Origin of the sequence: Mesorhizobium sp. M0340 (genome assembly GCF_040321535.1) — a bacterium.
In the GTDB taxonomy this organism is placed as follows: domain Bacteria; phylum Pseudomonadota; class Alphaproteobacteria; order Rhizobiales; family Rhizobiaceae; genus Mesorhizobium.
This window is the reverse complement of the sequence record NZ_JAMYRR010000028.1, coordinates 1-24788: the sequence shown is the minus strand read 5'-3', so window position 1 is coordinate 24788 and position 24788 is coordinate 1. Positions and strand designations below refer to the sequence as shown.

The following is a 24788-nucleotide window of genomic DNA, read 5'->3' as shown; positions in this document are numbered from 1 at the left end:
CCTCAGAAAAGCGCCTTGGTCTTCCTCAGAAAAGCGAGCCTTGGCTGCCCGGCGCCTTGAGCTTGGCTGCCGACTTGGCAATCGCCTTCGGCCGCGCCGTGCCACTGATGGCGACGGCATCGGCGGTGCCGTCGGCGAACTCCAGCGAAAGCGCCATTCCCGACACGACCTCCGCCGAACGCTTGACCACCGCGCCGTCCGCATCCTTGACCAGTGCGAACCCTCGCGCCAGCACGGCCTTGTGCGACAGCGTCGCCAGCAATCGATCGGCCTGCGTCAGTTTTCCACGCAGACGGTCCAGCCGCCGCGAAATCGCCTGGTCCTGCCGCCGTGTCAGTGCCAGCAGGGCATCGCCTTGCAGTTTCTGCCGTCTGGCGATCGGCGCCGGTGACAGTCTGGCGGCCGTGCGCGAAAACCGTGCCCGACGCTCGCGCACGATGGCGAAGAACGCCGCTTGCGCTCGGGCGAGGTCGCGGCGGGTCAGTGTGCGGGCTTCGTTCATGCGCCGCGACAAGGTCGCCGGTGTCAGACGCTGGCCCAGAAGCCTGGCCCGCTTGCGCTCGACGCTGACCGACAGCGCCCGGCCGAGCCGGCTCGTCGCCTCGTCGAAGCGCCGCCGCGGCAGCGCCAGCAACTGGTCGGGCGAGGGCAGCGCCCGGGCGGCTGCGCGCGCCGCCTGCCGCTTGCGTTCGAAATTGCGCGACAGTGCGGTCTTCAACCGCGCGCCAAGGCCGGCAAGCGTCGCTTCGAGATCGACTTTGACCGGTACGGCGATCTCGGCGGCGCCTGTTGGCGTCGGCGCCCGCACATCCGCTGCCAGATCGATCAGCGTCCAGTCGGTCTCGTGGCCGACCGCGGAAATCACGGGAATACCCGAAGCGGCGACGGCCCGGGCGAGCGCTTCGTCGTTGAAGCCCCACAGATCCTCCAGGCTGCCGCCGCCGCGCGCCACGATCAACAGATCGGGCCGCGCGATGGCGCCGTCCCAAGCCAGTGCATTGAAGCCGTTGACGGCAGCGGTCACTTCCGCGCCCGCCGTCTCGCCCTGCACCCGCACCGGCCAGACGAGCACGTGCAGCGGGAACCGGTCCTTGATGCGGTGGATAATATCGCGGATCACCGAACCTGTTGGCGAGGTGACCACGCCGATGGCGCGCGGCATGAACGGCAGACGCCGCTTGCGGGCCGCGTCGAACAGCCCTTCCGCCTGCAGCCGGCGCTTGCGCTCGTCCAGCAGCGCCATCAGCGCACCGGCACCGGCCGGCTCGAGATTGTCGATGACGATCTGGTAGTTGGATTTTCCGGGATAGGTGGTGAGCCTGCCGGTGGCGATCACCTCCATGCCTTCCTCGGGACGGAATTTCAGCCGGCTCATCGTGGTCTTCCACACCACGGCATCGAGCCGCGCGCGATCGTCCTTCAGGCAGAAATAGGCATGGCCGGAGGAATGGGGTCCGCGATAGCCGGAAATCTCGCCGCGCACTCGTACATTGCCGAAGACGTCCTCGACCGTGCGCTTCAGCGCGCCGGAAATCTCGCTCACCGTATACTCAGTGGCGTTGGTGCGTGATTCGGGTGCTGCGTCGCTCATCGGCCGATTGGGGAACGGTTGTTGGCCGCCGTCAAGGCGGCCGTGTTCGATGTCGGCCCCAATCGCGCGATCACCAGCCCGGCAGGATCTGGTTCGGCTTCGTCCGTTTCATCTTGGCGAAGGCGAGGGCGGCGAAATCGAACGTGCCGGTCTCTTCGCCGAGCGGCACGGAAATATTGTCGAGGCTTTCCGAAATGTGGCGCGCAAGCGCGTCGACGATCTCCGGCCGCGAGGTCTGGCCGCGCATGATGCCGATGCGGCAATCGGGCAGGGCGCCGAAACCGTCGGCCTCGCCCAGCACCCGCATGCCGGGCCGCAGCGCGCATTCCGGCAGCACCGAGATCGCCAGGCCGGAAAGCACCGCCGCGGCGATGACGGTGGCAGAGAAGCTGGTGAACAGGATGCGATAGTCGCGGCTCTGCTGGTCGAGCACGTCGGCGGCCGCCCGCCGCCAGATGCAGTTCGGCCGGCCGAAGGCCATCGGCAGGATCGGCTGCTCATGCGTCGCGTGGTTGGCCGAGGTAACCCACAGCAGCGGTTCGCGCCGCACCACTTCCGACTGGCCGCGCGCGTCATTGTGCGTCACCAGCGCCAGGTCGAGATTGCCGCGCTTGATGTGTTCGACCAGTCCCGGCGTCGGTTCGCAGATAACGGTCAGTTCGACATGCGGGTTGGAGCGGGCAAACCGCGCCATGATCTCTGGCAGGAAGCGGTCGGCATAGTCATCCGGCGTGCCGATGCGGATGGTGCCTTCGAGCCGGCGGTCGTCGAAGGCGGCCAGTGTTTCCTTGTTGAGATAGAGCAGCCGCCTTGCGTAGGAGAGCAGTCTATCGCCTTCCTCGGTCAGCCTGTTGGTGCGGCCGTCTTTTTCGAACAGCGGCTTGCCGATCCGTTCCTCCAGCCGCCGCATCTGCATCGACACCGCCGACTGGGTGCGATGCACCGCTTCCGCCGCGCGGGTAAAGCTGCCGGTGTCGACAATCGAGATGAAGGTCTGCAACTGATCGAGATCGAGCGGCGCTTTCATTGGCCTAATCCATCATTGATGCTGATGCTAAAGATTAGAAACATTCGTTGGATTAATCAATCGGGCCATGGCAAATTCCGATTGTCCACATGAACGCATGTGAATCGAAGCCGGAACGGCCGCTGTTGCCAGCGCCCGATCGACCGGTTTCGCCCGTTCGAATGTGAAGGAGACCGACATGGCTACGTTTGATTTCGCTACCGAGACCTCGCGCATCACCTCGCGTCCGGCCGTTGCGACGCGCGTGGCCAATGCCGCTGCCAATGTTTACCGCGCCTGGAAAAACCGCCGCGCCTTTTATCGCCTCGGCGAGATGTCGGATGCCGAGCTCGCCGACATCGGCCTGACCCGCGCCGACCTGCACGTCGCTGTCGGTGTACCCTTTGGCCGAGATCCGACAGAAAGGCTTCGCGTCATCGCCATCGAGCGCGCCGAAACGATCGAGGATCTTGCCCGCAAGGTGGTGTGATCGCACAAATTCGCGATTTTGGTCGCATTGAACCTCTTGAGGCACGACGCCACCAAGTTACGCAGGCTCCCCACTCCCTGCCGGATCCCCCCGGCCAGCCTGCGCGCTGCCCGGTCCTCCCAGGACCGGGCTTTCTTTTTTGAGCGGCACTGATGATTGGTTGCCGGTGTCTGGTCTAGCGCCGGCCCATGCCTTGCTTGAACTGGTCGAAGATCGACTCCATGCCTTTCTGGTAGTCGTCGCGCTGCTGGGCGCCTGTCTCGAACATTTTGCCGAACAGGTCGTCGAACGGGTTTCTCGGCCTGCCGCTCGGATTGGCCTGCGGCTGCGGCGCCTGGGGTTGGTGCGGCGCCTGACGCGGCTGAGACTGTTGTGCGCCACCGCCGAACATGTCCTGCAGTACTTTGCCGAGCGGATTGTCACCATAAGGGTTCTGTGTCTGCTGGGGTTGGTTCTGCGGCTGCTGCCCGCCGCCGAACATGTCCTGCAACACCTTGCCCAGCGGGTTGTCGCCGTAAGGGCTCTGCGTCTGTTGCGGCTGCTGCCCGCCGAACATATCCTGTAGCACCTTGCCGAGCGGGTTATCCGTGGGGGCCGCAGGCTGAGGGGCCGGTGCCTGGCTGCCGCCGCCCGCCTGCCGCATCATCTGCTCGATGAGTTCGCCGAGCGGATTGCCGCCACTGCCTGCCGCATGCATCTGTCCGCCTAGCTGGTTGGTGGTCTGCTTGAACAGCCCGCCCATCATCATCGAGGCGATTGCCGGCAGCATCTGCTGCAGCACCTGCTGGCTGACGCCACTCGCCTGCGCGGCCTGGTTGGCAACGGCCCGCGACAGGTCCTTCGAGCCGAACAGATGGCCGAGAATGCCGTTGCCCTCATCGAGGCCCTGCGGCGAGAAAGCCCGGCTTGCATCCTCGAAATATTTGGCGTGCTGGCCGCTGGCCATCGCCGTCATGAAGGAGCCGAGCCCGTAAGGGTCCGCCGTGTTGCGCTTGAGCCCCTGCGAAAAGGCCGGCAGCAGCGCCGCGACCGCCGCCTGCGTCTGCTGCTGCGACAGCCCGAACTGCTGGGCCAGCGCCTGCATGCCGTTGCCATTCTGGGCCTGTGCCAGAATATCGAACAAGGAAGGCATTGTTTTCTCCTCCGGGAAAATCCTCGTTGGAGAAGCCTAGTTCGTTTCCATCACTGATTGAAGCGAATTTGCCGGACCGTGGCTCATGCGGACAGGGAAGCGTTAATACGCGTATTCCATGAATACCGGCTCGATCGAGCCGCCCCAGCGTGTGTGGTAGGCGGAGAGCATCTCCTCGGCGCTGGTCGTGCCGCGCGCGACGACCTCGTCCAGCGTGTTGAGGAACGAGGTCTCGTCGTAGCCGTCGCGGTTCTTGCGGCCACGGTTCTTCAGTCCCATGCGCGAGATGACGAGCACGTCGCGGGCGATCTCGCGCAACGTCGTGTTGCGGAAGGGCGCCGAAATGCCCTGTTGCGGCACCGCGTTGCGCATCGCCAGCACTTCGTCATAGCTCCAGCTCGAGGTCAGCGCCTCGGCCGCGTCGAGCGCTGCCGCGTCGTAGAGCAGCCCGACCCAGAAGGCCGGCAGCGCGCAGATGCGCCGCCACGGCCCGCCATCGGCGCCGCGCATTTCGAGAAAGCGCTTCAGCCGCACGTCCGGGAACAGGGTCGACAGATGGTTCGCCCAGTCGCCCATCGTCGGCAGCCCGTCCGGCAGTTCGTCACGGGCAGCCCCCGCCATGAACTGGCGGAAGGTGATGTGCGTCATGTCATGGTACTGGCCGTCGCGGATGACGAAATACATCGGCACGTCGAGCGCCCATTCGACATAATCGGCAAAGCCGAAATCGGGCGAGAAGCAGAATTCGAGCAGGCCGGAGCGCTGATTGTCGGTGTCGCGCCAGATCTCGCCGCGCCAGCTCTGCAAGCCGTTCGGCCGGCTTTCGGTGAAGGGCGAGTTGGCAAACAGCGCCGTCGACAGTGGCTGCAATTTCAGCGACACCTGCATCTTGCGGCGCATGTCGGCTTCGCTTTCGAAGTCGAGGTTCACTTGGATCGTGCAGGTCCGGTACATCATGTCGAGGCCCTTGGTGCCGACCTTGGGCATGTAGCGGGTCATGATCTCGTAGCGCGATTTCGGCATTTTCGGCGTCTCGGCCAGCGACCATTTCGGGCTGCCGCCAAGGCCGAGAAAACGAATGCCCATCGGTTCGGCGATCTCGCGCACCTGCGCCAGATGCGCATTGCCTTCGCGGCAGGTCTGGTGGATCGTCTCCAGCGGCGCGCCGGACAGCTCGAACTGGCCGCCTGGCTCCAGCGAGATCGCGCCCTGACCGGTCGGCTCGACCAGTCCGATGATGCGGCCGGCATCCATGATCGGGTCCCAGCCGAGTTTGTCCTGCATGCCTTCGAGGATTGCGCGGATGCCGCGCTCGCCGCCATAGGGCACCGGGGCATTGCCGTCGACATAGAACGGGAATTTCTCGTGCTCGGTGCCGATGCGCCATTTGTCGCGCGGCTTGTTGCCTTCGGCCAGGTGCTCGACGAGTTCGTCGACGCCTTCGATCGGCCGGAAATCGGTGGTATCGCGCGCCATAATAGCCCTCCGCACATGACCCCGAAAACCGGCTTCGATTTTCTGAAGGGATCAGGTGCCCAATCAAATGCTACAGCGTCCTTTGCGCGTCCGAAAGGACACGCGGCCACTGCCGGCGCTAGATGGACGAAATGTCAGTAGCCGATCAAGCGAAAAATCCTGAGCCAGAGGGTAACGGGAATTGATCACCAATCGCCGATTGTCGCCTGGATCAGCGCCAGTGCCGCCACTGCCGCCGTATCCGCTCGCAGGATGCGCGGCCCGAGCGGAATGGCGGTAACGAAGGGCAGCGCTCTCAGCATCCTGCGCTCCTCGTCGGAAAAGCCCCCCTCAGGCCCGACCAGCAGACCGAGCTTTCTCTCCCGCACCGCCTGCAATGCCGGCAGGGGATTGTTGGTCGATGCATCCTCGTCGCAGAAGATCAGCCGCCGCTCGCGGTCCCAGCCCGCCAGCAGGCGCTCGAATTTTTCCGCTTCCCGCAGTTCCGGCACCGCCAATATGCCGCATTGCTCGGCCGCCTCGACGACATTGGCGCGCAGGCGCTCGATACCGGGGTTTGCCACTTGCGTGTGCTGGGTGATGACCGGCTGCAGGATGCCGGCGCCCATCTCCACCGCCTTTTGCACGAGGTAGTCGAGCCGCCCTTGCTTCAGCGGCGCGAAGCAATAGACGAGATCGGGCAGCGGCGGCTGCGGCCGCTGCAACTCCATCGCCTTCAGGCGCAACGCCTTCTTCGATTTCGCGGCGATTGCCGCCGACCATTCGCCGTCGCGCCCGTTGAAGACCAGAACCTCGGCGCCTTCGCCGAGCCGCAGCACATGCGAGAGATAATGGCTCTGCTGCTGGCCGACGTCGAACTCGATATCCGGTCCAAGTTCGTCCGGCACGAATAGCCGCTGCATCTTGTAATTGGCGCGCATTGCCGAGGAATGGGCGAGGCCGTCGCCGGCGTCAAGCCTCCGCGCTGGCGTGCCAGACAGGTCTGTAGCCACGCTTCAGCACGGAAACAGTTGTCGCCGGCGTGAGCATGCCGATTGGACCGTGGGTAAAATCGCCGAATCCCACCGGATCGCCATAGCCGCCGAAACTCCAGGGCAGCGCGGCGCCGTCAAACAGGGCGTACGCCCTGTTTCCTGACGAGATCATCGAGCCGTCCGGCAAGTCCGCAAGCGCCTCCGGTTTCAGTCGCGGCGCCCGCCCGCCCGATGCCAGGCGCTCCTTGTGCAGGCGCTTGTCGAGCTGCGGCGCGCGTGGCTCGGCAAGGCCGAAGGCGTCGCCGAAGCGCTGGACAAAATCCCTGGCCCGCTCGCGCCGGCAGAAGAAGCAGGGCCGGTGCCCGGCGGCAAGTGCCGTCACCTCGTCGAGGAAAAACAGCTCGGTCCAGCCGGCCTTGCCGCCCAATTGGTCGTCGCTTTGCCGGTTGCGCCCCATCGGCTCGCGCCGCACGTCGCCGTATTCGCAGACACAGATGATCCAGGCTTGCAGCGCCCAGCGCTTCTTCAACAGCGTTCTCGTCTCGGGGTCGTGAATGATGCCGCGATTGCCCATGAACAGGCCGCGCTCCGGCACGGCATGGATGGCGCCGAACGGGTCGACCCGGTTTTGCAGTGGCATAGGCGTTCCCTGTTGGCTGCAATGCTGACGCCATGATATCGCTCGCTGCAGCAATTTCATGTCAGCAGGTTTCGATGCGGGTCTTGGTCGTCCAGAACTTCGACAATGAGGGCCTTGGCCAGATCGGCGCGGCGCTTGTCGAGGCGGGGGCCGATATCGACCTGCGCCGGCCGTATCGCGGCGACGCGCTGCCGCAAGATAGCGGCTGGCATGACGCCATGGTGGTGCTCGGCGGCGCCCAGAATGCGCTCGACGACGAGCTCTGCCCGTATTTCTCGGGCCTGCTCGATCTGACGCGCAACTTTGCCGACAGGGATCGCGCGGTGCTCGGCATCTGCCTTGGCAGCCAGTTGGTCGCGCGCGCCTTTGGCGGCGAGAACCAGATAGGCGGTGCCTCGGAGTTCGGCTGGCACGAGGTCGCGCTCACCGCGGCGGCGCAGGCCGATCCGGTGCTCGCCGCCTTGCCCGAAAAATTCCCGATCTTCCAATGGCACGACGACACCTTTGTCTTGCCCGAGACTGCCGTGCGGCTGGCCGGCAATGCCGTCGCCGAGAACCAGGCGTTCCGCATCGGCCGCGCCATCTACGGCTTCCAGTTCCATTTCGAGGCCGACAGTCCGATGGTGCGCGACTGGAGCACATCTTTCGCACCGCTGATCGCCGAGCGGCATCCTGAATGGGCGGGCCGGCTCGACGATGAAATGGCCCGCAACGGACCGCAAGCCGATGCCGCCGGCCTGGCCATCGCCCGCGCCTGGGTGGCGACCATCTGACGGCTCATACAGCCAACGTATTTGGCGACGTTGCATATTTGGCACGCGGCGGCAAATCCGCCGGGGATAACGCGTTTCATCCTTGGCCTGTGTCAGTCCGCCAGCCTAAAAGGCGCCCGCTCTGCATCTTGCGTGCAACCGCGATGAACCTTTCCTGTGACCCGCGCGACACACCGCCGATACAGAACATGCCTAGAAGCGCGAAACCGTCAGACATTTGCGACGTATTTCGCGTTTCAACGCATTGGTAACCCGCTCGTGCATAGATGCAGAAAGCTCAACAAGAGATGACGTCCGTGAAAGCAGCCTTTTTGTCCTTTGCCATGTTGTCGGCCATCGTCTTGTGCGGCCTCGGCATTTATTCCGCCGACGCGGCCAACAACCACAATGCCGTCGACGGCTACGGCGTCACCGCCGCGCTTCGCTAGACCCTCTGCACATAACCTCGCGCCTTACCTACGCCCGCTCACCCGTCACCGTCAGGATCCGTTTCTCCGCGCCGTCCACGACGAGCGCGGTGAGGTTTCCCGAGTGCCAGGCGAGGGTGTCGACATTGACGCGGTTGCCGGTGATCTCGGGCTTGGCCACCGGCGTATGGCCGTGCACCACGATCTTGGGATGGAGGCCGGTGTGGTCGTGGAAGACCTCGCGGATCCAGATCAGGTCCTGCGGGCTCTGGCTTTCCAGCGCAATGCCGGGCCGGATGCCGGCATGACAGAAGAAGAAGTCGCCGAATGTCACTGAAAAGGCCAGAGAGCGCAGGAACTCGACATGGTTCTGCGGCACCGCCTCGACCAGCGCGGCGTGCCCTTGCCGCAATGCCGCATCGGCGCGGCCAAACCAGGCGCTGCTGCCACCGAGCGACACTCCATAGGATAGCGCCGTCTGGATGCCGCCATAGCGCATGAACAGGCCGTCCGGGTCGGGGACATCGAGAAAATCGAGGAAGCCGAGATCATGATTTCCGGCCAGCATCAGGTGACGTGGATCGCGTTTTTGCGCGTCGATCAGGAAATCGATGACGCCTTTGGAGTCCGGACCCCGGTCGACATAGTCGCCGAGATGGATCACGCGCCAATCGGCAATGGGCTTCCTCTCCAACTCGCTCTCGATCCGGCGGTGCATGGCGGTCAGCAGGTCAAGCCGACCGTGCACATCGCCGATCGCATAGAGGCGCATACCTTCCGGTCCGCGCGCTTCGAAAAAATTGATGCCGGGCTCCGTCAATGCCTGCGTCGCCTCCGTGGTCATGCCGTCACGGGACTTTAGCGCCGGAGCTGATCCTTGCCCATGTCGGTGACCAGACGCTTTCCGCACAGTGCCAGCGTTATGTCCATCTCCTTGCGGATGATTTCCAGCGCCTTGGTAACCCCTTCCTTGCCGAGTGCGCCGAGGCCGTACAGGAAAGGCCGTCCGATATAGGTGCCCTTGGCGCCGAGGCACAATGCTTTGAGCACGTCCTGGCCGGAACGGATGCCGCCGTCCATGTGCACCTCGATCGTGTCGCCGACGGCGTCGGCGATCTCTTCCAGCGCCATGATCGACGACGAGGCGCCGTCGAGCTGGCGGCCGCCATGGTTGGAAACGATGATCGCGTCGGCGCCCGTCCTGGCCGCCATCAGCGCGTCTTCCTTGTCGAGTATGCCTTTCAGGATCAGCTTGCCGCCCCAGCGCTCCTTGATCCAGGCGACGTCCTTCCACGACAGATGCGGATCGAACTGCTCCTTCGTCCACGACGACAGCGAGGCGAGGTCGCCGACGCCCTTGGCATGGCCGACGATGTTGCGGAAGCTCCGGCGCTTGGTGCCGGCCATGCCGACGCACCAGCGCGGCCTTGTCGCCATCTGCCAGATGTGCTTCGGCGTCATCCGCGGCGGCGCCGAAAGCCCGTTGCGAATATCCTTGTGGCGCTGACCAAGGATCTGCAGGTCGAGCGTCAGCACCAGTGCCGAACATTTCGCCGCTTTTGCGCGGTCGATCAAATCGAAGACGAAGTCCTTGTCGCGCAGCACATAGAGCTGGAACCAGAACGGCTTCCTGGTCACCGACGCGACATCCTCGATCGAGCAGATGCTCATTGTCGACAGCGTGAACGGCACACCGAATTCCTCCGCCGCCTGCGCGGCCAGCATCTCGCCGTCCGGGTGCTGCATGCCGGTCATGCCGGTCGGCGCCAGCGCCACCGGCATCGTCACTTTCTCGCCGATCATGGTCGATTCCAGCGAGCGGTTGTCCATGTCGACAAGCACGCGCTGGCGGAACTTGATCTTCTGGAAATCCTCTTCGTTGGCGCGGTAGGTGCTTTCGGTCCAGGCGCCGGAATCGGCGTAGTCGAAGAACATCTTCGGCACGCGGCGGCGCGCCAGGTCCTTGAGGTCGGCGATGGTGAGAATGCTGCTCATGGATCTTTTTCCGCTGGTTCTTCGCTGGTTCGTCGTTGGATTTTCTGGGCGGGGCCTACGACGGTTTTCTCGCCGCCTCACCGTCACCGGGCTCGGAGCGTTGCCTGAGCCTCAGCCGCGACACGCGCTGCCAGTCGCCGCTGCGCTCGGCCTCGGCCATCGATCGTTCGACGTAGGAGATGTGGTCCATCGCCGCCTGCCGCGCCGCAGCCGGATCGCCGGCCTTGACCGCTGCATAGATTGCCCGGTGCTGCGAAAGCAGCGCCTCGCGCGCGCCCGGCACGTTGAACACCAGCCGCCGGTTCTGGAACACGCCTTCCGACAGCAGGCGATAACAGGAGCGCAGCGTGTGCAGCAGGATGATGTTGTGCGCGCATTCGCAGATCGCGTGATGGAACTCGATGTCGATTTCCGCCTCGTCGTCGAAATTGGCGGTCCGGTGCGCCTCGTCCATGCGCGCCATGATGCGGTCGAGCAGCGCCAGATCGTCAGATGTGGCACGCCGCGCCGCATATTCCGCAGCCACCGCCTCGATCTCGCGGCGGTACTCCAGATAGTCCGTCACCGCCTTGCGATGCATCGAGATCAGGTCGGTCACCGGCTTGGTGAACAGCTGGCCGATGACATCGGCGACATGGGTGCCGCCGCCTGGCCGTGTCGTCAACAGCCCGCGCCCTTCCAAGGCTTTCAAGGCATCGCGCAGGATCGGCCGCGACACCTCGAACTGGCGCGCCAGCTCGCGCTCGCCCGGCAGCCGGTCGCCGGTGCGCAGCACGCCTTCGAGGATCAGGCTCTCGATCTGCTGCACCACCTCGTCGGCGGTGCGCGAATGCTCGATCCGGGAGAAAATGTCGCTCAAACGGGGTCCTGGGGGTTGAACCGAAGTCGCGCAAGATAAAGCCAGCGTCGCCAACTGGTCAAATTATTTATCCAATTCGCCGGGGCCGGGTCGATTTCGAAGCCGCGGCGCCATATCATCTTCAGCTAAATTGGGCGTTTGCGTCCTCTGGCGATTGCCTCTAGAGGGACCTCATTGCCAAAGGGCTCAGGGAAGCCCGGGGGACCAGCCGTGCCAGACGCCGACCCGTCCAACCTCGAATTCCAGCTGCGCGCCAAAGCCGTGGTTGGCAGCGTCATGGGCTTTCCGGCGCATGAAGGTCGGCCGGGCGCGCTCGGCGAGGTCCACGCCCGGCCGCATCCGCTGGTCGAAAAGCCGCGCGTGCTGGTGCAGCTTTCCTTCATGACCGAAGCTGGATCCGGCGTCGATCAGGCCGTACTTTCCGAATTGTCGCGACGCCTCGGCATCGCCGCGCCCGACCCCCACGCCCGCCATCACGCGATGAAATGGGGCAAGGGCTCGCTGCGCTGGGAACGGCACACGGAGTTCTCGACCTACCTCTGGGAAGGACCGCTCGCCGACAACGGCAGAGGGCAAGAAGACACACCCTTCGGCAACGGGTTTTCGCCGCCGGGAACGGTGATTTCCGGCATCAGGCTGGAAATCCGCAAATGGACGCCGGCGAGCGAGAGGCTGATCGCCGGCTTCGACCCGACCAGCCTGTGCTACTCGCTGGTCGAGCGCGGCAACGCGGCCATCATCACCGATTTCCGCCAGGATGGCGACGGCTTGACCCGCATGCTGATGCTCGACCGCGGCCTGACCCCGGCGCGCACCGGGGCACTGTCACAGCGGCTGATCGACATCGAGACCTACCGCACGCTGGCCATGCTCGGGTTGCCGCTGGCGCTGACGCTGTCCGGTCGCGCCCGCCGCATCGAAGACAGGCTGGCTCAGACCACGCTGGAAATGAAGGTCGCCGAGACCCGCGACAGCCAGACGCTACTTGCCGACTTGACCGAACTGGCTGCCGAGCTGGAGGCCGATGCCGCCTCCAGCCTCTACCGCTTCGGCGCCAGCCGCGCCTATGATGGCATCGTCCGCGAACGGCTGGAAGCGCTCGACGAAGAGGCGGTGCCCGGCTACGACACCTGGGGCGGTTTTCTGCAGCGCCGCATGGCGCCGGCGATGCGTACCTGCCGTTCGGTCGAGGAGCGTCAGGCCAACCTGTCGACGAAGCTCACCCGTGCTACCACGCTGCTGCGCACCTGGGTCGACGTCGAGGTCGAAAAGCAGAACCGCGATCTCTTGGCATCGATGAACAATCGTGCCCGCCTGCAATTGCGGCTGCAGCAGACGGTGGAGGGCCTCTCGGTCGCCGCTGTCTCCTACTATGTCGTCGGCCTCATCGGCTACGTCGCCAAGGGCGCCTCGATCTTCGGCCATGCCTTTGCGCCGGAAATGGTCACCGCCGCCTCGGTGCCGCTCGCCGTCGTGCTCGTCTGGTGGGGCGTGCGCCGCGTCCGCCGCATGCACTCCGAACCAGGCAAGCAGCCCGGCGAATAGTGAAGGGCGGAGCGGCACATTGCCGCTGCGGAAGGCTGTCCCGGCCATAGGCCTCCCAACTCGGCCAACACGGCATTTGCAACCGACCACCGTCGCTGGTAAAAGATTTTTACCAGTCGATCTGAAGGAGGCTGTCGATGTCCGGCCTTGCCATGCCGAAACCAGACGGCACCACGATGCGCCGGCGCGACGAGATCGTCGCCGATATGCGCATCATCGTGCCGGGCGAGGGCGTCGTCGACGCCGCCAATGCCATGCGCGCCTTCGAGAGCGACGGGCTCACCGCCTACCGGCAATTGCCGCTCGTCGTGGTGCTGCCGCAGACCGTGGCGCAGGTGTCGCGCGTATTGAAATATTGCAGCGATCGCAACATCCGCGTTGTGCCGCGCGGTTCCGGCACCTCGCTGTCCGGCGGCGCGCTGCCGCTCCAGGACGCGGTGCTGCTGGTCATGAGCCGCTTCAACCGGATTCTCGAGATCGATTTTCAGAACCGCGTCGTCGTCGCCCAGCCCGGCGTCACCAATCTCGGCATCACCACCGCCGTCGAGCAGGAGGGCTTCTATTACGCGCCCGATCCATCCTCCCAGATCGCCTGCTCGATCGGCGGCAATGTCGCGGAAAATTCCGGCGGCGTGCACTGCCTGAAATACGGCCTAACCGCCAACAATGTGCTCGGCATCGAGATGGTGCTGATGAATGGCGAGGTGGTGCGCCTCGGCGGCAGCCATCTCGACGCGGAAGGCTACGACCTGCTCGGCGTTATGACCGGCTCCGAAGGACTGCTCGGCGTCGTCACCGAGGTCACCGTGCGCATCCTGAAGAAGCCGGAGACGGCGCGTGCCCTGCTGATCGGCTTCCCGACCAGCGAGCAGGCCGGCCAATGCGTCGCCGACATCATCGGCGCCGGCATCATCCCGGGCGGCATGGAGATGATGGACCGTCCGGCCATCCACGCCGCCGAGGATTTCGTCCATGCCGGCTATCCCCGAGATGTCGAGGCGCTGCTGATCGTCGAACTGGACGGGCCGGGTGTCGAGGTCGATCACCTGATCGGCCTGGTCGAAGCAATCGCCTATAGGAACGGCTCGACCACATGCCGCATTTCGCAATCGGAGCAGGAGCGGCTGAGTTTCTGGGCCGGCCGCAAGGCGGCTTTCCCGGCGGTCGGCCGGATCTCGCCCGACTATTACTGCATGGACGGCACGATACCGCGCAAGGAACTGCCGCGCGTGCTCGCCGGCATGCGCGAACTGTCGGAGAAATACGGGCTCGGCGTCGCCAATGTCTTCCACGCGGGCGACGGCAATCTGCACCCGCTCATCCTCTATGACGCCAACGTGCCGGGCGAACTCGAGAAGGCGGAGAGTTTCGGCGCCGACATATTGCGGCTCTGCGTCAAGGTCGGCGGCGTGCTGACCGGCGAGCACGGGGTCGGCGTCGAGAAGCGCGACCTGATGCCGGAAATGTTCAACCAGATCGACCTCGACCAGCAGATGCGCGTCAAATGCGCGTTCGACCCCAACCATCTGCTCAACCCGGGCAAGGTGTTTCCGCAGCTGAGGCGATGCGCCGAACTCGGGCGGATGCACGTGCATCGCGGGCAAGTGGCGTTTCCGGACATTCCGAGGTTTTGAGGGTATGTTGGCGCTTGGACACCCCCCTCTGTCCTGCCGGACATCTCCCCCGCAAGGAGGGAGATTGGCTGCTTCAACGTCCTGCTCGCCTTCAAGCGTTGATGGTTGGCGAAAGCCTAAGCGACATCCGATCTCCCCCCTTGCGGGGGAGATGTCCGGCAGGACAGAGGGGGGTGGGAAGGATCGCGGCCTCTCGTCATTTACGACTGGTGGTTCTGCCGCATGACCACCTTCACCCCGACCACATCAGCGGAAACCCTCTCCACCATCGCCTGGGCCGCAGCGGAAGACTCGCCGCTCGAAATCCTCGGCCACGGCTCCAAGCGCGGCATCGGCCGGCCGCAGCAGAGCGAGCATACGCTCGACCTGTCGAAACTCTCCGGCGTCACGCTCTATGAGCCGGCCGAGCTGGTGCTGTCGGCGAAGGCCGGCACGCCGCTGGCAGAGATCGAAAGCCTGCTTGCCGAAAACGGCCAGCAACTGGCCTTCGAACCGATGGATTACGGCCCGCTGCTCGGCGGCAAGCCGGGACGAGGCACCATCGGCGGTGTGCTTGCCGCGAACCTTTCCGGGCCGCGCCGGCTGAAGGCCGGTGCTGCGCGCGACCACATTCTCGGCATATCTGCCGTTTCCGGGCGCGGCGAGGCCTTCAAGTCCGGCGGCCGCGTGGTCAAGAACGTCACCGGCTATGATCTGTCCAAGCTGATGGCCAACAGCTGGGGCACGCTGGCGGTGTTCACCGACGTCACCTTCAAGGTGCTGCCTGCCGCCGAGACCGAAGTCACGCTCGCCATTCGCGGCCTGCTCGACGATCATGCCGTCGCCGCCATGGCGCTGGCGCTTGGTTCCAGCGCGGAGGTGTCGAGCGCTGCCCATCTTCCCGAACGGGTCGCAGCTAGGGTGGCCAGCGGCAGTCTCGGCAGCGATGCGGCGACGCTGCTGCGCATCGAGGGCTTCGGCCCGTCGGTCGCCTACCGCATTGCCGCGCTGAAAGACCTGCTGAAAGACGCTGGGCCGCTGCAGGAGATTTCCGGTTCGGTCTCGTATTCGGTCTGGCGCGACATCCGCGACTGCGCGCCGTTCGCCGATGGCGGCGAAAGGCCTGTGTGGCGCGTCTCGATGGCGCCGTCACAGGGCCACCAGATGGTACTGGCGCTGCGCATGCAGGCCGCGGTCGATGCCTTCTACGATTGGCAGGGCGGGCTGATCTGGCTGCACATGCAGCAGGACGATCCCGAGGCCGGCCTGTTGCGCGGCCTCATCAGAAGACATGGTGGCGGCCATGCGACGCTGGTGCGCGCAACCCCCTCGCACCGCGCTGCCGTTCCCGTGTTCGAACCGCAAGCGCCGCAACTGGCAGCACTGTCGGCGCGGCTGAAGGCTGAATTCGACCCGAAGAATATCCTCAATCCCGGCCGTATGGCGCCGGGCGCAGGCTCTGCTACTCTCGCCCCGGCAACCGAGGGAGGAGCCCAATGAGCGATCCAGGCCAAAACGGTACGTCACGCCAGACCGACCGCTGGCTGGAGCCCGGTCCGACCAATGCGCTGGTCATCTACATCCTCTATCTCGCCGGCCTTGTCATCGGCGTCAGCGGCATTGTCGGTATCGTCCTGGCCTATATCAACCGCGGCAAGGCCGGCGGCTTCGTCGAGAGCCATTACACATTCCTGATCCGCACCTTCTGGATCGGCCTGCTCTATGCGCTGATCTCGGCGCTGCTGATGATCGTGGTCATCGGTGTCGTGCTGATTTTCGCCGTCGCCGTCTGGTTCATCGCCCGCTGCATTCTCGGCCTGCAGGCGCTGCAGCGCGGCGAAGCGGTCAAGAACCCGGAAAGCTGGTTTCTAGGATTATGAGCGTGATCCCCAAAAGTGGGTACCGGTTTTGGGAAAAGATCATGCTCAAACGGTAAGGATTTGTTTACGTGCAGACCAATTTCTCAGCTGCCCAGCTCGCCGATCCGCATGTCGCGGAATCGGAGAAGATCCTGCGCAAATGCGTGCATTGCGGCTTCTGCACGGCCACCTGCCCGACCTATGTGACGCTCGGCAACGAGCTGGATTCGCCGCGCGGCCGGATTTACCTGATCAAGGACATGCTGGAAAATGGCCGGCCGGCCGACAAGGAGATCGTCACCCATATCGACCGCTGCCTGTCCTGCCTCGCCTGCATGACCACCTGCCCGTCGGGCGTCAACTACATGCATCTGGTCGATCACGCCCGCGCCCACATCGAGCAGACCTACAAGCGTCCTCTGGCCGATCGTCTGACCCGCGCCATGCTGGCGTTCGTGTTGCCCTATCCCTCGCGTTTCCGCGCGGCGCTCAAGCTGGCGAAGCTCTGCCAGCCATTCGCCGGCCTGTTTGAGAAAATCCAGGCCTTGAGGCCTCTGGGCGCCATGCTCAAGCTCGCACCCGCGTCGGTCCCGGCAGTCTCGCCGATGGCCTCGCCGGGCGTCCATGCGGGGCAGGGCCCGAAGAAAAATGGCCGCGTCGCCATCCTCACCGGCTGCGCGCAATCCGTGCTCGATCCCGGCATCAACGACACGACGATCTCGCTGCTGACCAGACTCGGTGTCGAGGTCGTCGTACCCGAAGGGGAAGGCTGCTGCGGCGCGCTGGTGCATCACATGGGCCGCGAGGCGGCTGCCCTGGCGTCGGCCAGGCAGAATGTCGATGCCTGGACGCGCGCCATCGAGCAAGGCGGGCTCGATGCCATCGTCATCACCGCGTCAGGTTGTGGCACCACCATCAAGGATTACGGCTTCATGATGCGCCTCGATCCGGCCTATGCCGGCAAGGCGGCGCGCGTCTCGGCGCTGGCCAAGGACATCACCGAATATCTGGCAAGCCTCGACCTGCCCGAGCCGGTGGTTAAGCCGGGCACCGTCGTCGCCTATCACTCGGCCTGCTCGATGCAGCACGGCCAGAAGATCACCCGCCAGCCGAAGGAGCTTCTGGTCCGTGCCGGCTTTGTCGTGCGCGAGCCGCGCGAAGGGCATTTGTGCTGCGGTTCTGCCGGCACCTACAACATCCTGCAGCCCGGCATTTCGGCGACGCTGCGCGACCGCAAGGTCAGGAATATCGAGGCGACCGGCGCTGACATCGTCGCCACCGGCAATATCGGCTGCATCACCCAGATCGCCTCTGCCGCGAAGCTGCCGGTGGTCCATACGATAAAGCTGCTCGACTGGGCCTATGGTGGGCCGAAGCCCGAAGGCGTTCGCGAAGAGAGGGCGGCTATCGCGGCCGAGTGATCCGCCAGTCGTCTACTCGGCCGCCAGCCTGTCCGCCGTGCCGTAGGTTGCCTGGTAGCGTGCGCGCTGGCGACTGAGCGCCACCATGGTGTTGCGCAGCAGGATCGCCACGGTGATCGGGCCGACGCCGCCCGGCACCGGCGTGATCCACGACGCGACATGCCTGACGCTCTCGGCATCGACGTCGCCGACGATGCGGCTCTCGCCGTCCGGCCCGATCTCCGAATTGATGCCGATATCGATGACGGCCGCACCCGGCTTGACCATGTCGGCCTTGATCAGCCGCGGCTTGCCGACGGCGACGAACAGCGCGTCGGCGCGGCGTGCGTGTGCCGCCACCGAGCGCGTCATGTGATGGCAGACCGTCACCGTCGCGCCTTCGCTCATCAAAAGGAAAGCGATCGGCTTGCCGACGATCTCGGAATGGCCGACGACCACCACTTCGAGCCCCTTCAGGTCGAGGCCGGTTTCCTTGAGCAGTTCGACCGAGGCAGCCGCCGTGCAGGGCGCCAGATCGAGCTGGTTGTAGACGATGTTGCCGATCGAGGCCGGATGCATGCCTTCGACGTCCTTGAGCGGATGCACCGCCGCCTGCAGCGTCTTTATCGGGATGTGCACCGGCACCGGTCGCTGGATGATGATGCCGGTGACGCGCGGGTCGGCGTTGAGGCCGTGGATCGCCGCTTCGAGTTCGCCGGCAGTGATGTCGGCGCGAAAGCGCCTTTCCTCGAAGCCGATGCCGGCAAGCCCCGCCTTGGCGCGCTGGTTTCGGACATAGACGTCGACCGCCGCTGTGTCGCCGACGGTGATCGACACCAGCTTGGGCGGAAAGCCTTCGGCGGTGGCGATCGCCGCGTCCTCGCGCACGCCGGCGATGATGCGTTGGGCAACCGGGCCGCCTCGGAGATAGCGGCTGTCGTCGGAGAGGGTCATCGAGATAGGGCCTTTGTCTGGAACTTTAGCCGCCACATAGCAAAGCAACCGCGAAAAGGCAGTGCGAAAAACGAACCGCCATGCCCGTCGCGCGACGTGCCGGCGAAATCTTCCCGTCAATTCTTGCTGGCGTTGGCGGAAACAAAAAGGGCAGCACGGCTTGCCGCGCTGCCCTTTCGTGACTGGCCGCATCCCCACACGGCCCGTCCCCCGTTATTCAATACTCCCGAGGCTTCTGAGCAGAATCATCGGTGAGGTCAACCGCAGATTACATCACTACAACCGTCGTGCCAACATTGACCCGCTCGTAAAGGTCGACCACGTCCTCGTTGCGCATGCGGATGCAGCCCGACGACACCGCGCCGCCGATCGTCCAGGGCTGATTGGTGCCGTGGATACGGTACTCGGTCGAGCCGAGATAGAGCGCGCGTGCGCCGAGCGGGTTTTCCATGCCGCCGGCGAGATAGGTCGGCAGATAACGGCCCTTGGCGGCCTCGCGGGCGATCATCACCGCCGGCGGCCGCCAGTCCGGCCAGACGCGCTTGTTGGTGATCTTGTGGGTGCCGGACCATTCGAAGCCCGGCTTGCCGGTGCCGACGCCATAACGCCGCGCCTTGCCGTTCTTCTCGACCAGATAGAGGAAATTCTCTCGCGTATCGATGACGATCGTGCCCGGCTTCTGCGGGCCGTCATAGGCGACTTCCTGCGGCAGATAGATCGGGTCGATCTGCGGCCGCATCACCATGCGCTTGGCCGGTGCCTGCACCGCAGCGGTGCGCAGCTGATCCGGTTCGGCCTGGCGCTGGTAGCGCCGTTGCGGCTGCGCCTCTTGCCGGCTCTGCCGCACGATGCCCGGCGCATGGCCGAGCTGCAGCACCCAGGGCGCCGAAAGGTCGGGGCTGACCACCACCGGCGGCCTCTCGGCATAGCGGTCGTTGGCATTCGCGGTACCGGCGGCAAGCACGGCCGCGGCGCCGAACAGTGGGAACAAGAATATCTTCATCGCAACGCACCTTGATCGTCGAACATGCCGGGGTGCAAAGCCTCCCCGATTTCGCCGACATTGGGCGCGAAGCGGCAACCGAAACATGAATCGGAATGCGTAAAATGCCGATCTGTCAGTAAAGCTTTTGGTGTGGTTACCGCCCGGTTCAGGAATCTGGTAAAGCCGCGGTAAAGGCCGCGTCAAAACGCGTTAACGCCAGGACAAGAACGGAATTCCTCCATGGACGAAAAGACAGGTCTGCTTGCCGGTCCCGACGGCATCGCCCGCTGCTTCTGGCATGGCAACCTGCCGGATTACCTGCACTACCACGACCACGAATGGGGCCGGCCGGTCGCCGACGACCGCCGGCTGTTCGAGAAGATCTGCCTCGAAGGTTTTCAGTCGGGCCTGTCCTGGCTGACTATTTTGCGCAAGCGCGACAATTTTCGCGAGGCCTTGGCCGGCTTCGATGTCGACAAGATCGCCGCCTTCACCGACGCCGATGTCGAGCGCCTGCTCGGCAATGCCGGCATCATCCGCCATCGCGGCAAGATCGTGTCGACCATCAACAACGCCAAACGCGCCCGCGAGCTCATCGACGAGGCCGGCTCGCTGGCGGCATGGTTCTGGAAGTTCGAGCCCGGCCCCGACGAGCGGCCCGAGATCGTCGATCTCGCCCATCTGCGCGCCAACCCGACGACGGCCGTCTCGGTGCGCATTTCGAAGGAGCTGAAGAAGCGCGGCTGGAGCTTTGTCGGCCCGACCACCGTCTACGCCTTCATGCAGGCGATGGGGCTGGTCAACGACCATCTCGAGGGCTGCGTCTGCCGCGAGCCGGTCGAGGCGGAGCGGAAAGCCTTCAAGCGGCCGAAATAGCGGCTCAGGCGCCGCCGGCGCCGGCGAGGAAAAACCCGGCGAGGATGGCCGCCAGCGCGGCGAACACGGGATAGATCACCAGCAGGCCGGTTATCAGCACGTCGCGCATGGTCGGCCCGTTGCGCTGTTGCGCCGCGATCTCGAACGGCCCTGCGATTTGCTTCGTCGCCTTCGGCGCATGATTGTCGGCCGGCCGCAGCCGGACCGAGGCGTCGCGTGCGCCGCTATCGATGATGTCGAACTTCTGTAGCGTGGCCATGGCCCCGAACCCGTTGTTTCGGCGCGCTTATCGGCCCGGATTGTGTCGGCACGATGCCGCGCGCGTGGCGCAATTGTTTCAGCTTCTTTTTCTTGCCTTCTCCCACAAGGGGGAAGGAGAAGCGCAAACCCTTGCCGCTCCCGGCTGCATCGGTTAGGACACCGGCGCCGTGGAAATCGGTTATTTAGCCGATCCCCGGAACGCCACGAAACACCGAGTACCCATCCCATGGCCGACAAATCCGAAAAGATGAAAGCGCGGCTGCCGCGCGGCTTTGTCGACCGCGGCGCCGCCGACCTGCGCGCCGTCGAGAAGATGATGGCGACGATCCGCTCGGTCTTCGAGCTCTACGGTTTCGAGCCGGTCGACCAGCCGCTCATCGAATACACCGATGCGCTTGGAAAGTTCCTGCCCGACCAGGACCGGCCGAACGAGGGCGTTTTCTCGTTCCAGGACGACGACGACCAGTGGCTGTCGCTGCGCTACGACCTGACCGCGCCGATGGCGCGCTTCGTCGCCGAGAATTACGAGCGCCTGCCGAAACCCTATCGCAGCTATCGCTCCGGCTGGGTGTTCCGCAACGAGAAGCCCGGTCCCGGCCGCTTCCGCCAGTTCATGCAGTTCGACGCCGATACTGTGGGCACCCCGGGCGTTGCGGCCGATGCCGAGATGGCGATGATGATGGCGGACGTGATGGAGGCGCTGGGCATCAAGCGCGGCGACTACGTCATCCGTGTCAACAACCGAAAAGTGCTCGACGGCGTGCTGGAGGCGATCGGCCTCGGCGGTGACGAAAATGCCGGGCGCCGGTTGACGGTGCTGCGGGCGATCGACAAGCTGGACAAGCTCGGCGTCGAGGGCGTGCGCCTGCTTTTGGGCGCCGGGCGCAAGGACGAGAGCGGTGATTTCACCAAGGGCGCCGGGCTGGACAATACGCAAATCGACGTTGTCATCAGCTATTTCACAGTCATGGCGCAGCATGATCCCGAAAAAATTGTCCAGACACTGGGATCCATCAACCCCGGTGTCAGCAATCTTTTCGAGGAAAGGAAACTCGAACATCTGGGCATCACGAACGCCTCGTTTGTTGAGGGTCTTGCAGAGTTGGAGCAGATAAGAACCATGGTCGCACAAAGCGGCTACGGTGAGGATCGCATTCGCATCGACCCCTCCGTCGTGCGTGGCCTCGAATATTACACCGGCCCGGTCTACGAGGCCGAGCTGCTGGCCGAAATCCCCAATGAGGACGGCCAGATCGTGCGCTTCGGTTCGGTCGGCGGCGGCGGCCGTTATGACGGTCTCGTCTCGCGCTTCCGTGGCGAGCCGGTGCCGGCGACAGGTTTTTCCATCGGCGTCTCACGGCTGATGACGGCGCTGAAGAACCTGGGCAAGCTCGATACTTCCGATGTCATCGCGCCGGTCGTCGTGCTGACCATGGACAAGGATACGGAAAGCCTCAGCCGCTACCAGAAGATGGTGGCCGAGCTGCGCGCCGCCGGCATCCGCTCGGAAATGTATCTCGGCGGCGCCGGCATGAAGGCGCAGCTGAAATACGCCGATCGCCGCGGCAGCCCCGTCGCTGTCATCCAGGGCGGCGACGAGCGCGCCAAGGGCGAGGTGCAGATCAAGGACCTGATCGAAGGCGCACGGATGTCGGCCGAGATCGCCGATAACGCCGAATGGCGCGCCGCACGGCCGGCGCAGGTGACGGTGGCGGAGAGTGAACTGGTTGCCGAAGTGAAGAAGATACTTGCGGCGCAGGCGGCTGACCGCGCGAAGGGTGGCGCGTGAACACCCCCCTCTGGCCTGCCGGCCATCTCCCCCGCAAGGGGGGAGATTGGATGTCGCGCCTGCTTTCGCCAATCTCCGGCGTTGGAGAAAAGGTGCCGGGGCCCAAGCTGCCGATCTCCCCCCTTGCGGGGGAGATGTCCGGCAGGACAGAGGGGGGTGCCTCGCGCCCAACCGATCAATGACCTCCCGCTACCCCGCCGTCGCATCCGACATCGCGACGCTCTTCGCCGCGCGCAACACCCATGCGGTCGAAGTCGCCGTGCTGCAGCCGGCCGACCCGTTCCTCGACATGGCCGGCGAGGATTTGCGCCGACGCATCTTTCTCACCGAAAGCGAGACCGGGCAGACGCTTTGCCTGAGGCCGGAATTCACCATTCCGGTCTGCCTCGACCACATTGCCAGCCAGGCCGGCACGCCGCGCCGCTATTCCTATCTCGGCGAGGTGTTTCGCCAGCGCCGCGAGGGCGGCAACGAATTCTTCCAGGCCGGTATCGAGGACCTCGGCGACCGCGACATGGCCGCCGCCGACGCCCGCTCGCTGGCCGATGCGCATGCGCTGCTCTCGTTGGTGCTGCCCGGCCGCGAGCTGGTGGTCACGCTCGGCGACCAGACCATTTTCGAGGCGGTGCTGGCAGCACTTGGCCTGCCGCGCGGCTGGCGCATGCGGCTGGCGCGCGCCTTCGGCTCGGCGGCGATGCTGGAGGCAGCCCTTGCCGACCTCGCCAATCCGCCGCGCAACAGCCAGCTCGCCGGCGCGGTCGCCGCCCTTGTCCTTGATGGCGATCTGGACGCTCTTTCGGCGCATATCGCCGGCGGCATGGAAGAGGCCGGCCTGTCGGCAACGGCCGGGCGTTCGCCCTCCGAAATCGCGCGGCGCCTGGTCGAGAAGGCCGAATTGCGCAGCGTGCGGCTGTCGAACGAGGCATTTGCGGCGCTGAAGGGGTTTCTGGCGATCGACGTGCCGCTCGACAGCGCCGCCGGGGCGCTCGAAAGCTTTGCCGCCGATGCCGGCCTTTCGCTGGGCGCCGCGCTGGAGAATTTTGCCGCCCGCGCCGCGGCCATCGCAAGCCTCGGCCTGCCGATGTCTGAAATCCGCTACGACGCTGCCTTCGGCCGCCCGCTCGATTACTACACCGGCCTGGTCTTCGAGATCGCGGCGCAGGATGGCGACCGGCCGCTCGCCGGTGGTGGCCGCTACGACCGGCTGTTGACGCTGCTCGGCGCAAAAACGCCGATCCCCGGCGTCGGTTTTTCCGTCTGGCTCGACCGCATCGAGGCGCTGCGGGAGAAGGCGCCATGATCACGTTGGCGCTGCCGTCGAAGGGCCGGCTCAAGGAGCAGGCGCTGGAGGTGCTGGCCAAGGCCGGGCTTGCCGTCAGCCTGCCCGGCGACGAGCGCAAATACCGCGCCCGTATCGATGGCATGGACGGCGTCGAAATAGCGTTCCTGTCCGCCTCAGAGATATCAAGCGAAATCGGCCAGGGCTCGGTCGATCTCGGCATCACCGGCGAGGATCTGCTGCGCGAAAACCTTGCCGATTGCGAGGCGCGCGCCGAAATCATCGCCCGCCTCGGTTTCGGCAATGCCGATGTCGTTGTCGCCGTGCCCGACATCTGGCTCGATGTCGACACGATGGCCGATCTCGACGACGTCGCCGCCGACTTCCGCCAGCGCCATGGCCGGCGGCTCAGGATCGCCACCAAATACTGGCGGCTGACCCAGCAGTTCTTTTCGCAAAAGCACGGCATCCAGGTCTATCGCATCGTCGAAAGCCTGGGCGCCACCGAAGGCGCGCCGGCGGCCGGATTGGCCGATATCGTCGTCGACATCACCACATCAGGCTCGACGCTGCGCGCCAACCATCTCAAGGTGCTGGCCGACGGGCTCATCCTGCGCTCGCAGGCCTGCCTCGTCGCGTCGCGGAAGGCGCGGGCGGCGGCGGACGAGGCCGTGTTGCGCGATATTGCGGGCAGGATGGCGGCGGTGGAGACAGGCTGACGCCGCCGATCTCCCCCTTGAGGGGGAGATGTCGCCGAAGGCGACAGAGGGGGTCGGTACGTCTTGACGCGACTCTCCTGACGGACAGAACAGGCTGGAGCTCCACGCGCGGCGGGGGCCGCGGCCCGGGCGGGCCGGGCCCCCCCCCGGGGGGGGGGGGCAGGG

At 65.1% G+C, this 24788-nt stretch carries 24 protein-coding genes; 12 read left to right on the top strand and 12 right to left on the bottom strand.

Features of this window, described 5'->3' with window-relative positions; all coding sequences use genetic code 11:
• Positions 1–25: 25 nt before the first annotated feature.
• Positions 26–1591 carry an exodeoxyribonuclease VII large subunit gene (gene xseA, locus NKI79_RS28145; protein ID WP_352806173.1) on the bottom strand — a complete coding sequence of 522 codons (1566 nt, stop codon included), beginning with the start codon at positions 1589–1591 and terminating at the stop codon, positions 26–28.
• A 70-nt stretch (positions 1592–1661) separates the two neighbouring features.
• Positions 1662–2618 carry a LysR substrate-binding domain-containing protein gene (locus tag NKI79_RS28140; RefSeq protein WP_023680469.1) on the bottom strand — a complete coding sequence of 319 codons (957 nt, stop codon included), beginning with the start codon at positions 2616–2618 and terminating at the stop codon, positions 1662–1664.
• A gap of 178 nt (positions 2619–2796) precedes the next feature.
• Between NKI79_RS28140 and NKI79_RS28135 the strand changes: the two genes are divergently transcribed.
• Positions 2797–3087: a DUF1127 domain-containing protein gene (locus NKI79_RS28135; RefSeq protein ID WP_352475835.1), complete on the top strand. Its 291-nt coding sequence runs from the start codon at positions 2797–2799 to the stop codon at positions 3085–3087.
• Positions 3088–3262: 175 nt separating this feature from the next.
• Here NKI79_RS28135 and NKI79_RS28130 read toward each other — a convergent pair whose 3' ends face one another.
• The 4 genes from NKI79_RS28130 to NKI79_RS28115 all read right to left on the bottom strand — a co-directional run bounded on the left by NKI79_RS28130 (position 3263) and on the right by NKI79_RS28115 (position 7309).
• Positions 3263–4219 carry a DUF937 domain-containing protein gene (locus NKI79_RS28130; RefSeq protein WP_352806172.1) on the bottom strand — a complete coding sequence of 319 codons (957 nt, stop codon included), beginning with the start codon at positions 4217–4219 and terminating at the stop codon, positions 3263–3265.
• Positions 4220–4321: 102 nt separating this feature from the next.
• Entirely contained in the window at positions 4322–5695 is a 1374-nt protein-coding gene (locus NKI79_RS28125) for a glutamate--cysteine ligase (RefSeq protein ID WP_352806170.1), read from the bottom strand.
• A gap of 185 nt (positions 5696–5880) precedes the next feature.
• Positions 5881–6615, bottom strand: coding sequence for a 16S rRNA (uracil(1498)-N(3))-methyltransferase (locus NKI79_RS28120; RefSeq protein ID WP_352806235.1), 735 nt, complete (start codon positions 6613–6615; stop codon positions 5881–5883).
• A gap of 31 nt (positions 6616–6646) precedes the next feature.
• Complete coding sequence (locus tag NKI79_RS28115) at positions 6647–7309, bottom strand: hypothetical protein (protein WP_254819309.1); 663 nt, start codon at positions 7307–7309, stop codon at positions 6647–6649.
• A gap of 74 nt (positions 7310–7383) precedes the next feature.
• Between NKI79_RS28115 and NKI79_RS28110 the strand changes: the two genes are divergently transcribed.
• Both NKI79_RS28110 and NKI79_RS28105 read left to right on the top strand, forming a co-directional pair.
• Positions 7384–8082, top strand: a complete 699-nt coding sequence (locus NKI79_RS28110; RefSeq protein WP_352806167.1) for a type 1 glutamine amidotransferase — start codon at positions 7384–7386, stop codon at positions 8080–8082.
• Between the two features lie 296 nt (positions 8083–8378).
• Entirely contained in the window at positions 8379–8510 is a 132-nt protein-coding gene (locus tag NKI79_RS28105; protein ID WP_280952144.1) for a hypothetical protein, read from the top strand.
• A gap of 28 nt (positions 8511–8538) precedes the next feature.
• Here the strand turns inward: NKI79_RS28105 and NKI79_RS28100 are convergent, their stop codons facing one another.
• The 3 genes from NKI79_RS28100 to NKI79_RS28090 are packed head-to-tail and all read right to left on the bottom strand — an operon-like array spanning position 8539 to position 11343.
• Positions 8539–9309, bottom strand: coding sequence for a metallophosphoesterase (locus tag NKI79_RS28100; RefSeq protein ID WP_352806232.1), 771 nt, complete (start codon positions 9307–9309; stop codon positions 8539–8541).
• A gap of 38 nt (positions 9310–9347) precedes the next feature.
• Complete coding sequence (locus NKI79_RS28095; protein ID WP_254819311.1) at positions 9348–10484, bottom strand: alpha-hydroxy acid oxidase; 1137 nt, start codon at positions 10482–10484, stop codon at positions 9348–9350.
• A gap of 55 nt (positions 10485–10539) precedes the next feature.
• A complete protein-coding gene (locus tag NKI79_RS28090) occupies positions 10540–11343 on the bottom strand; it encodes a FadR/GntR family transcriptional regulator (protein WP_352806165.1) in 804 nt (267 codons plus the stop codon).
• A 210-nt stretch (positions 11344–11553) separates the two neighbouring features.
• Between NKI79_RS28090 and NKI79_RS28085 the strand changes: the two genes are divergently transcribed.
• The 5 genes from NKI79_RS28085 (at position 11554) to glcF (ending at position 17781) form a co-directional block, all read left to right on the top strand.
• Positions 11554–12888, top strand: coding sequence for a DUF3422 family protein (locus tag NKI79_RS28085; RefSeq protein WP_352806162.1), 1335 nt, complete (start codon positions 11554–11556; stop codon positions 12886–12888).
• A gap of 137 nt (positions 12889–13025) precedes the next feature.
• Positions 13026–14522 (top strand): FAD-linked oxidase C-terminal domain-containing protein, encoded by a 1497-nt coding sequence (locus NKI79_RS28080; RefSeq protein ID WP_352806159.1) that lies wholly within the window; start codon positions 13026–13028, stop codon positions 14520–14522.
• Between the two features lie 222 nt (positions 14523–14744).
• A complete protein-coding gene (locus NKI79_RS28075) occupies positions 14745–16001 on the top strand; it encodes an FAD-binding protein (RefSeq protein ID WP_352806156.1) in 1257 nt (418 codons plus the stop codon).
• Positions 15998–16381 carry a DUF4870 family protein gene (locus tag NKI79_RS28070; RefSeq protein WP_352806154.1) on the top strand — a complete coding sequence of 128 codons (384 nt, stop codon included), beginning with the start codon at positions 15998–16000 and terminating at the stop codon, positions 16379–16381. The genes NKI79_RS28075 and NKI79_RS28070 overlap by 4 nt, the downstream gene beginning before the upstream one ends.
• Before the next feature lie 68 nt (positions 16382–16449).
• The gene (gene glcF, locus NKI79_RS28065; RefSeq protein WP_352806151.1) at positions 16450–17781 is read left to right on the top strand and encodes a glycolate oxidase subunit GlcF; all 1332 of its coding nucleotides are present in this window, start codon (positions 16450–16452) and stop codon (positions 17779–17781) included.
• A gap of 12 nt (positions 17782–17793) precedes the next feature.
• On the opposite strand, the gene NKI79_RS28060 is transcribed toward glcF, so the two are convergent.
• Together NKI79_RS28060 and NKI79_RS28055 are read right to left on the bottom strand one after the other, a co-directional pair.
• Positions 17794–18714 carry a bifunctional 5,10-methylenetetrahydrofolate dehydrogenase/5,10-methenyltetrahydrofolate cyclohydrolase gene (locus NKI79_RS28060; RefSeq protein WP_352506893.1) on the bottom strand — a complete coding sequence of 307 codons (921 nt, stop codon included), beginning with the start codon at positions 18712–18714 and terminating at the stop codon, positions 17794–17796.
• 268 nt (positions 18715–18982) lie between these two features.
• Complete coding sequence (locus tag NKI79_RS28055; protein WP_352806149.1) at positions 18983–19717, bottom strand: L,D-transpeptidase; 735 nt, start codon at positions 19715–19717, stop codon at positions 18983–18985.
• 222 nt (positions 19718–19939) lie between these two features.
• Between NKI79_RS28055 and NKI79_RS28050 the strand changes: the two genes are divergently transcribed.
• Positions 19940–20575 (top strand): DNA-3-methyladenine glycosylase I, encoded by a 636-nt coding sequence (locus NKI79_RS28050; RefSeq protein ID WP_352806146.1) that lies wholly within the window; start codon positions 19940–19942, stop codon positions 20573–20575.
• 4 nt (positions 20576–20579) lie between these two features.
• On the opposite strand, the gene NKI79_RS28045 is transcribed toward NKI79_RS28050, so the two are convergent.
• Positions 20580–20834 carry a hypothetical protein gene (locus tag NKI79_RS28045; RefSeq protein ID WP_352702099.1) on the bottom strand — a complete coding sequence of 85 codons (255 nt, stop codon included), beginning with the start codon at positions 20832–20834 and terminating at the stop codon, positions 20580–20582.
• Positions 20835–21062: 228 nt separating this feature from the next.
• Here NKI79_RS28045 and hisS point away from each other — a divergent pair, with 228 nt between their 5' ends.
• The 3 genes from hisS (at position 21063) to hisG (ending at position 24623) form a co-directional block, all read left to right on the top strand.
• Positions 21063–22625: a histidine--tRNA ligase gene (gene hisS / locus NKI79_RS28040; RefSeq protein ID WP_352806143.1), complete on the top strand. Its 1563-nt coding sequence runs from the start codon at positions 21063–21065 to the stop codon at positions 22623–22625.
• A gap of 178 nt (positions 22626–22803) precedes the next feature.
• Entirely contained in the window at positions 22804–23925 is a 1122-nt protein-coding gene (locus NKI79_RS28035) for an ATP phosphoribosyltransferase regulatory subunit (RefSeq protein ID WP_352806140.1), read from the top strand.
• Positions 23922–24623 (top strand): ATP phosphoribosyltransferase, encoded by a 702-nt coding sequence (gene hisG, locus NKI79_RS28030; protein ID WP_352806137.1) that lies wholly within the window; start codon positions 23922–23924, stop codon positions 24621–24623. Before NKI79_RS28035 ends, hisG begins: the two co-directional genes overlap by 4 nt.
• Positions 24624–24788: the final 165 nt, after the last annotated feature.

Coding starts and splice junctions, on each gene's coding strand:
- NKI79_RS28115 (WP_254819309.1), bottom strand. CDS start 7,309: ATGCCACTGCAAAACCGGGTCGACCCGTTCGGCGCCATCCATGCCGTG.
- hisG (WP_352806137.1), top strand. CDS start 23,922: ATGATCACGTTGGCGCTGCCGTCGAAGGGCCGGCTCAAGGAGCAGGCG.
- NKI79_RS28095 (WP_254819311.1), bottom strand. CDS start 10,484: ATGAGCAGCATTCTCACCATCGCCGACCTCAAGGACCTGGCGCGCCGC.
- NKI79_RS28045 (WP_352702099.1), bottom strand. CDS start 20,834: ATGGCCACGCTACAGAAGTTCGACATCATCGATAGCGGCGCACGCGAC.
- NKI79_RS28035 (WP_352806140.1), top strand. CDS start 22,804: ATGACCTCCCGCTACCCCGCCGTCGCATCCGACATCGCGACGCTCTTC.
- NKI79_RS28125 (WP_352806170.1), bottom strand. CDS start 5,695: ATGGCGCGCGATACCACCGATTTCCGGCCGATCGAAGGCGTCGACGAA.
- NKI79_RS28110 (WP_352806167.1), top strand. CDS start 7,384: ATGCGGGTCTTGGTCGTCCAGAACTTCGACAATGAGGGCCTTGGCCAG.
- hisS (WP_352806143.1), top strand. CDS start 21,063: ATGGCCGACAAATCCGAAAAGATGAAAGCGCGGCTGCCGCGCGGCTTT.
- NKI79_RS28075 (WP_352806156.1), top strand. CDS start 14,745: ATGACCACCTTCACCCCGACCACATCAGCGGAAACCCTCTCCACCATC.
- xseA (WP_352806173.1), bottom strand. CDS start 1,591: ATGAGCGACGCAGCACCCGAATCACGCACCAACGCCACTGAGTATACG.
- NKI79_RS28140 (WP_023680469.1), bottom strand. CDS start 2,618: ATGAAAGCGCCGCTCGATCTCGATCAGTTGCAGACCTTCATCTCGATT.
- NKI79_RS28130 (WP_352806172.1), bottom strand. CDS start 4,219: ATGCCTTCCTTGTTCGATATTCTGGCACAGGCCCAGAATGGCAACGGC.
- NKI79_RS28055 (WP_352806149.1), bottom strand. CDS start 19,717: ATGAAGATATTCTTGTTCCCACTGTTCGGCGCCGCGGCCGTGCTTGCC.
- NKI79_RS28070 (WP_352806154.1), top strand. CDS start 15,998: ATGAGCGATCCAGGCCAAAACGGTACGTCACGCCAGACCGACCGCTGG.
- NKI79_RS28120 (WP_352806235.1), bottom strand. CDS start 6,615: ATGCGCGCCAATTACAAGATGCAGCGGCTATTCGTGCCGGACGAACTT.
- NKI79_RS28135 (WP_352475835.1), top strand. CDS start 2,797: ATGGCTACGTTTGATTTCGCTACCGAGACCTCGCGCATCACCTCGCGT.
- NKI79_RS28050 (WP_352806146.1), top strand. CDS start 19,940: ATGGACGAAAAGACAGGTCTGCTTGCCGGTCCCGACGGCATCGCCCGC.
- NKI79_RS28080 (WP_352806159.1), top strand. CDS start 13,026: ATGTCCGGCCTTGCCATGCCGAAACCAGACGGCACCACGATGCGCCGG.
- NKI79_RS28060 (WP_352506893.1), bottom strand. CDS start 18,714: ATGACCCTCTCCGACGACAGCCGCTATCTCCGAGGCGGCCCGGTTGCC.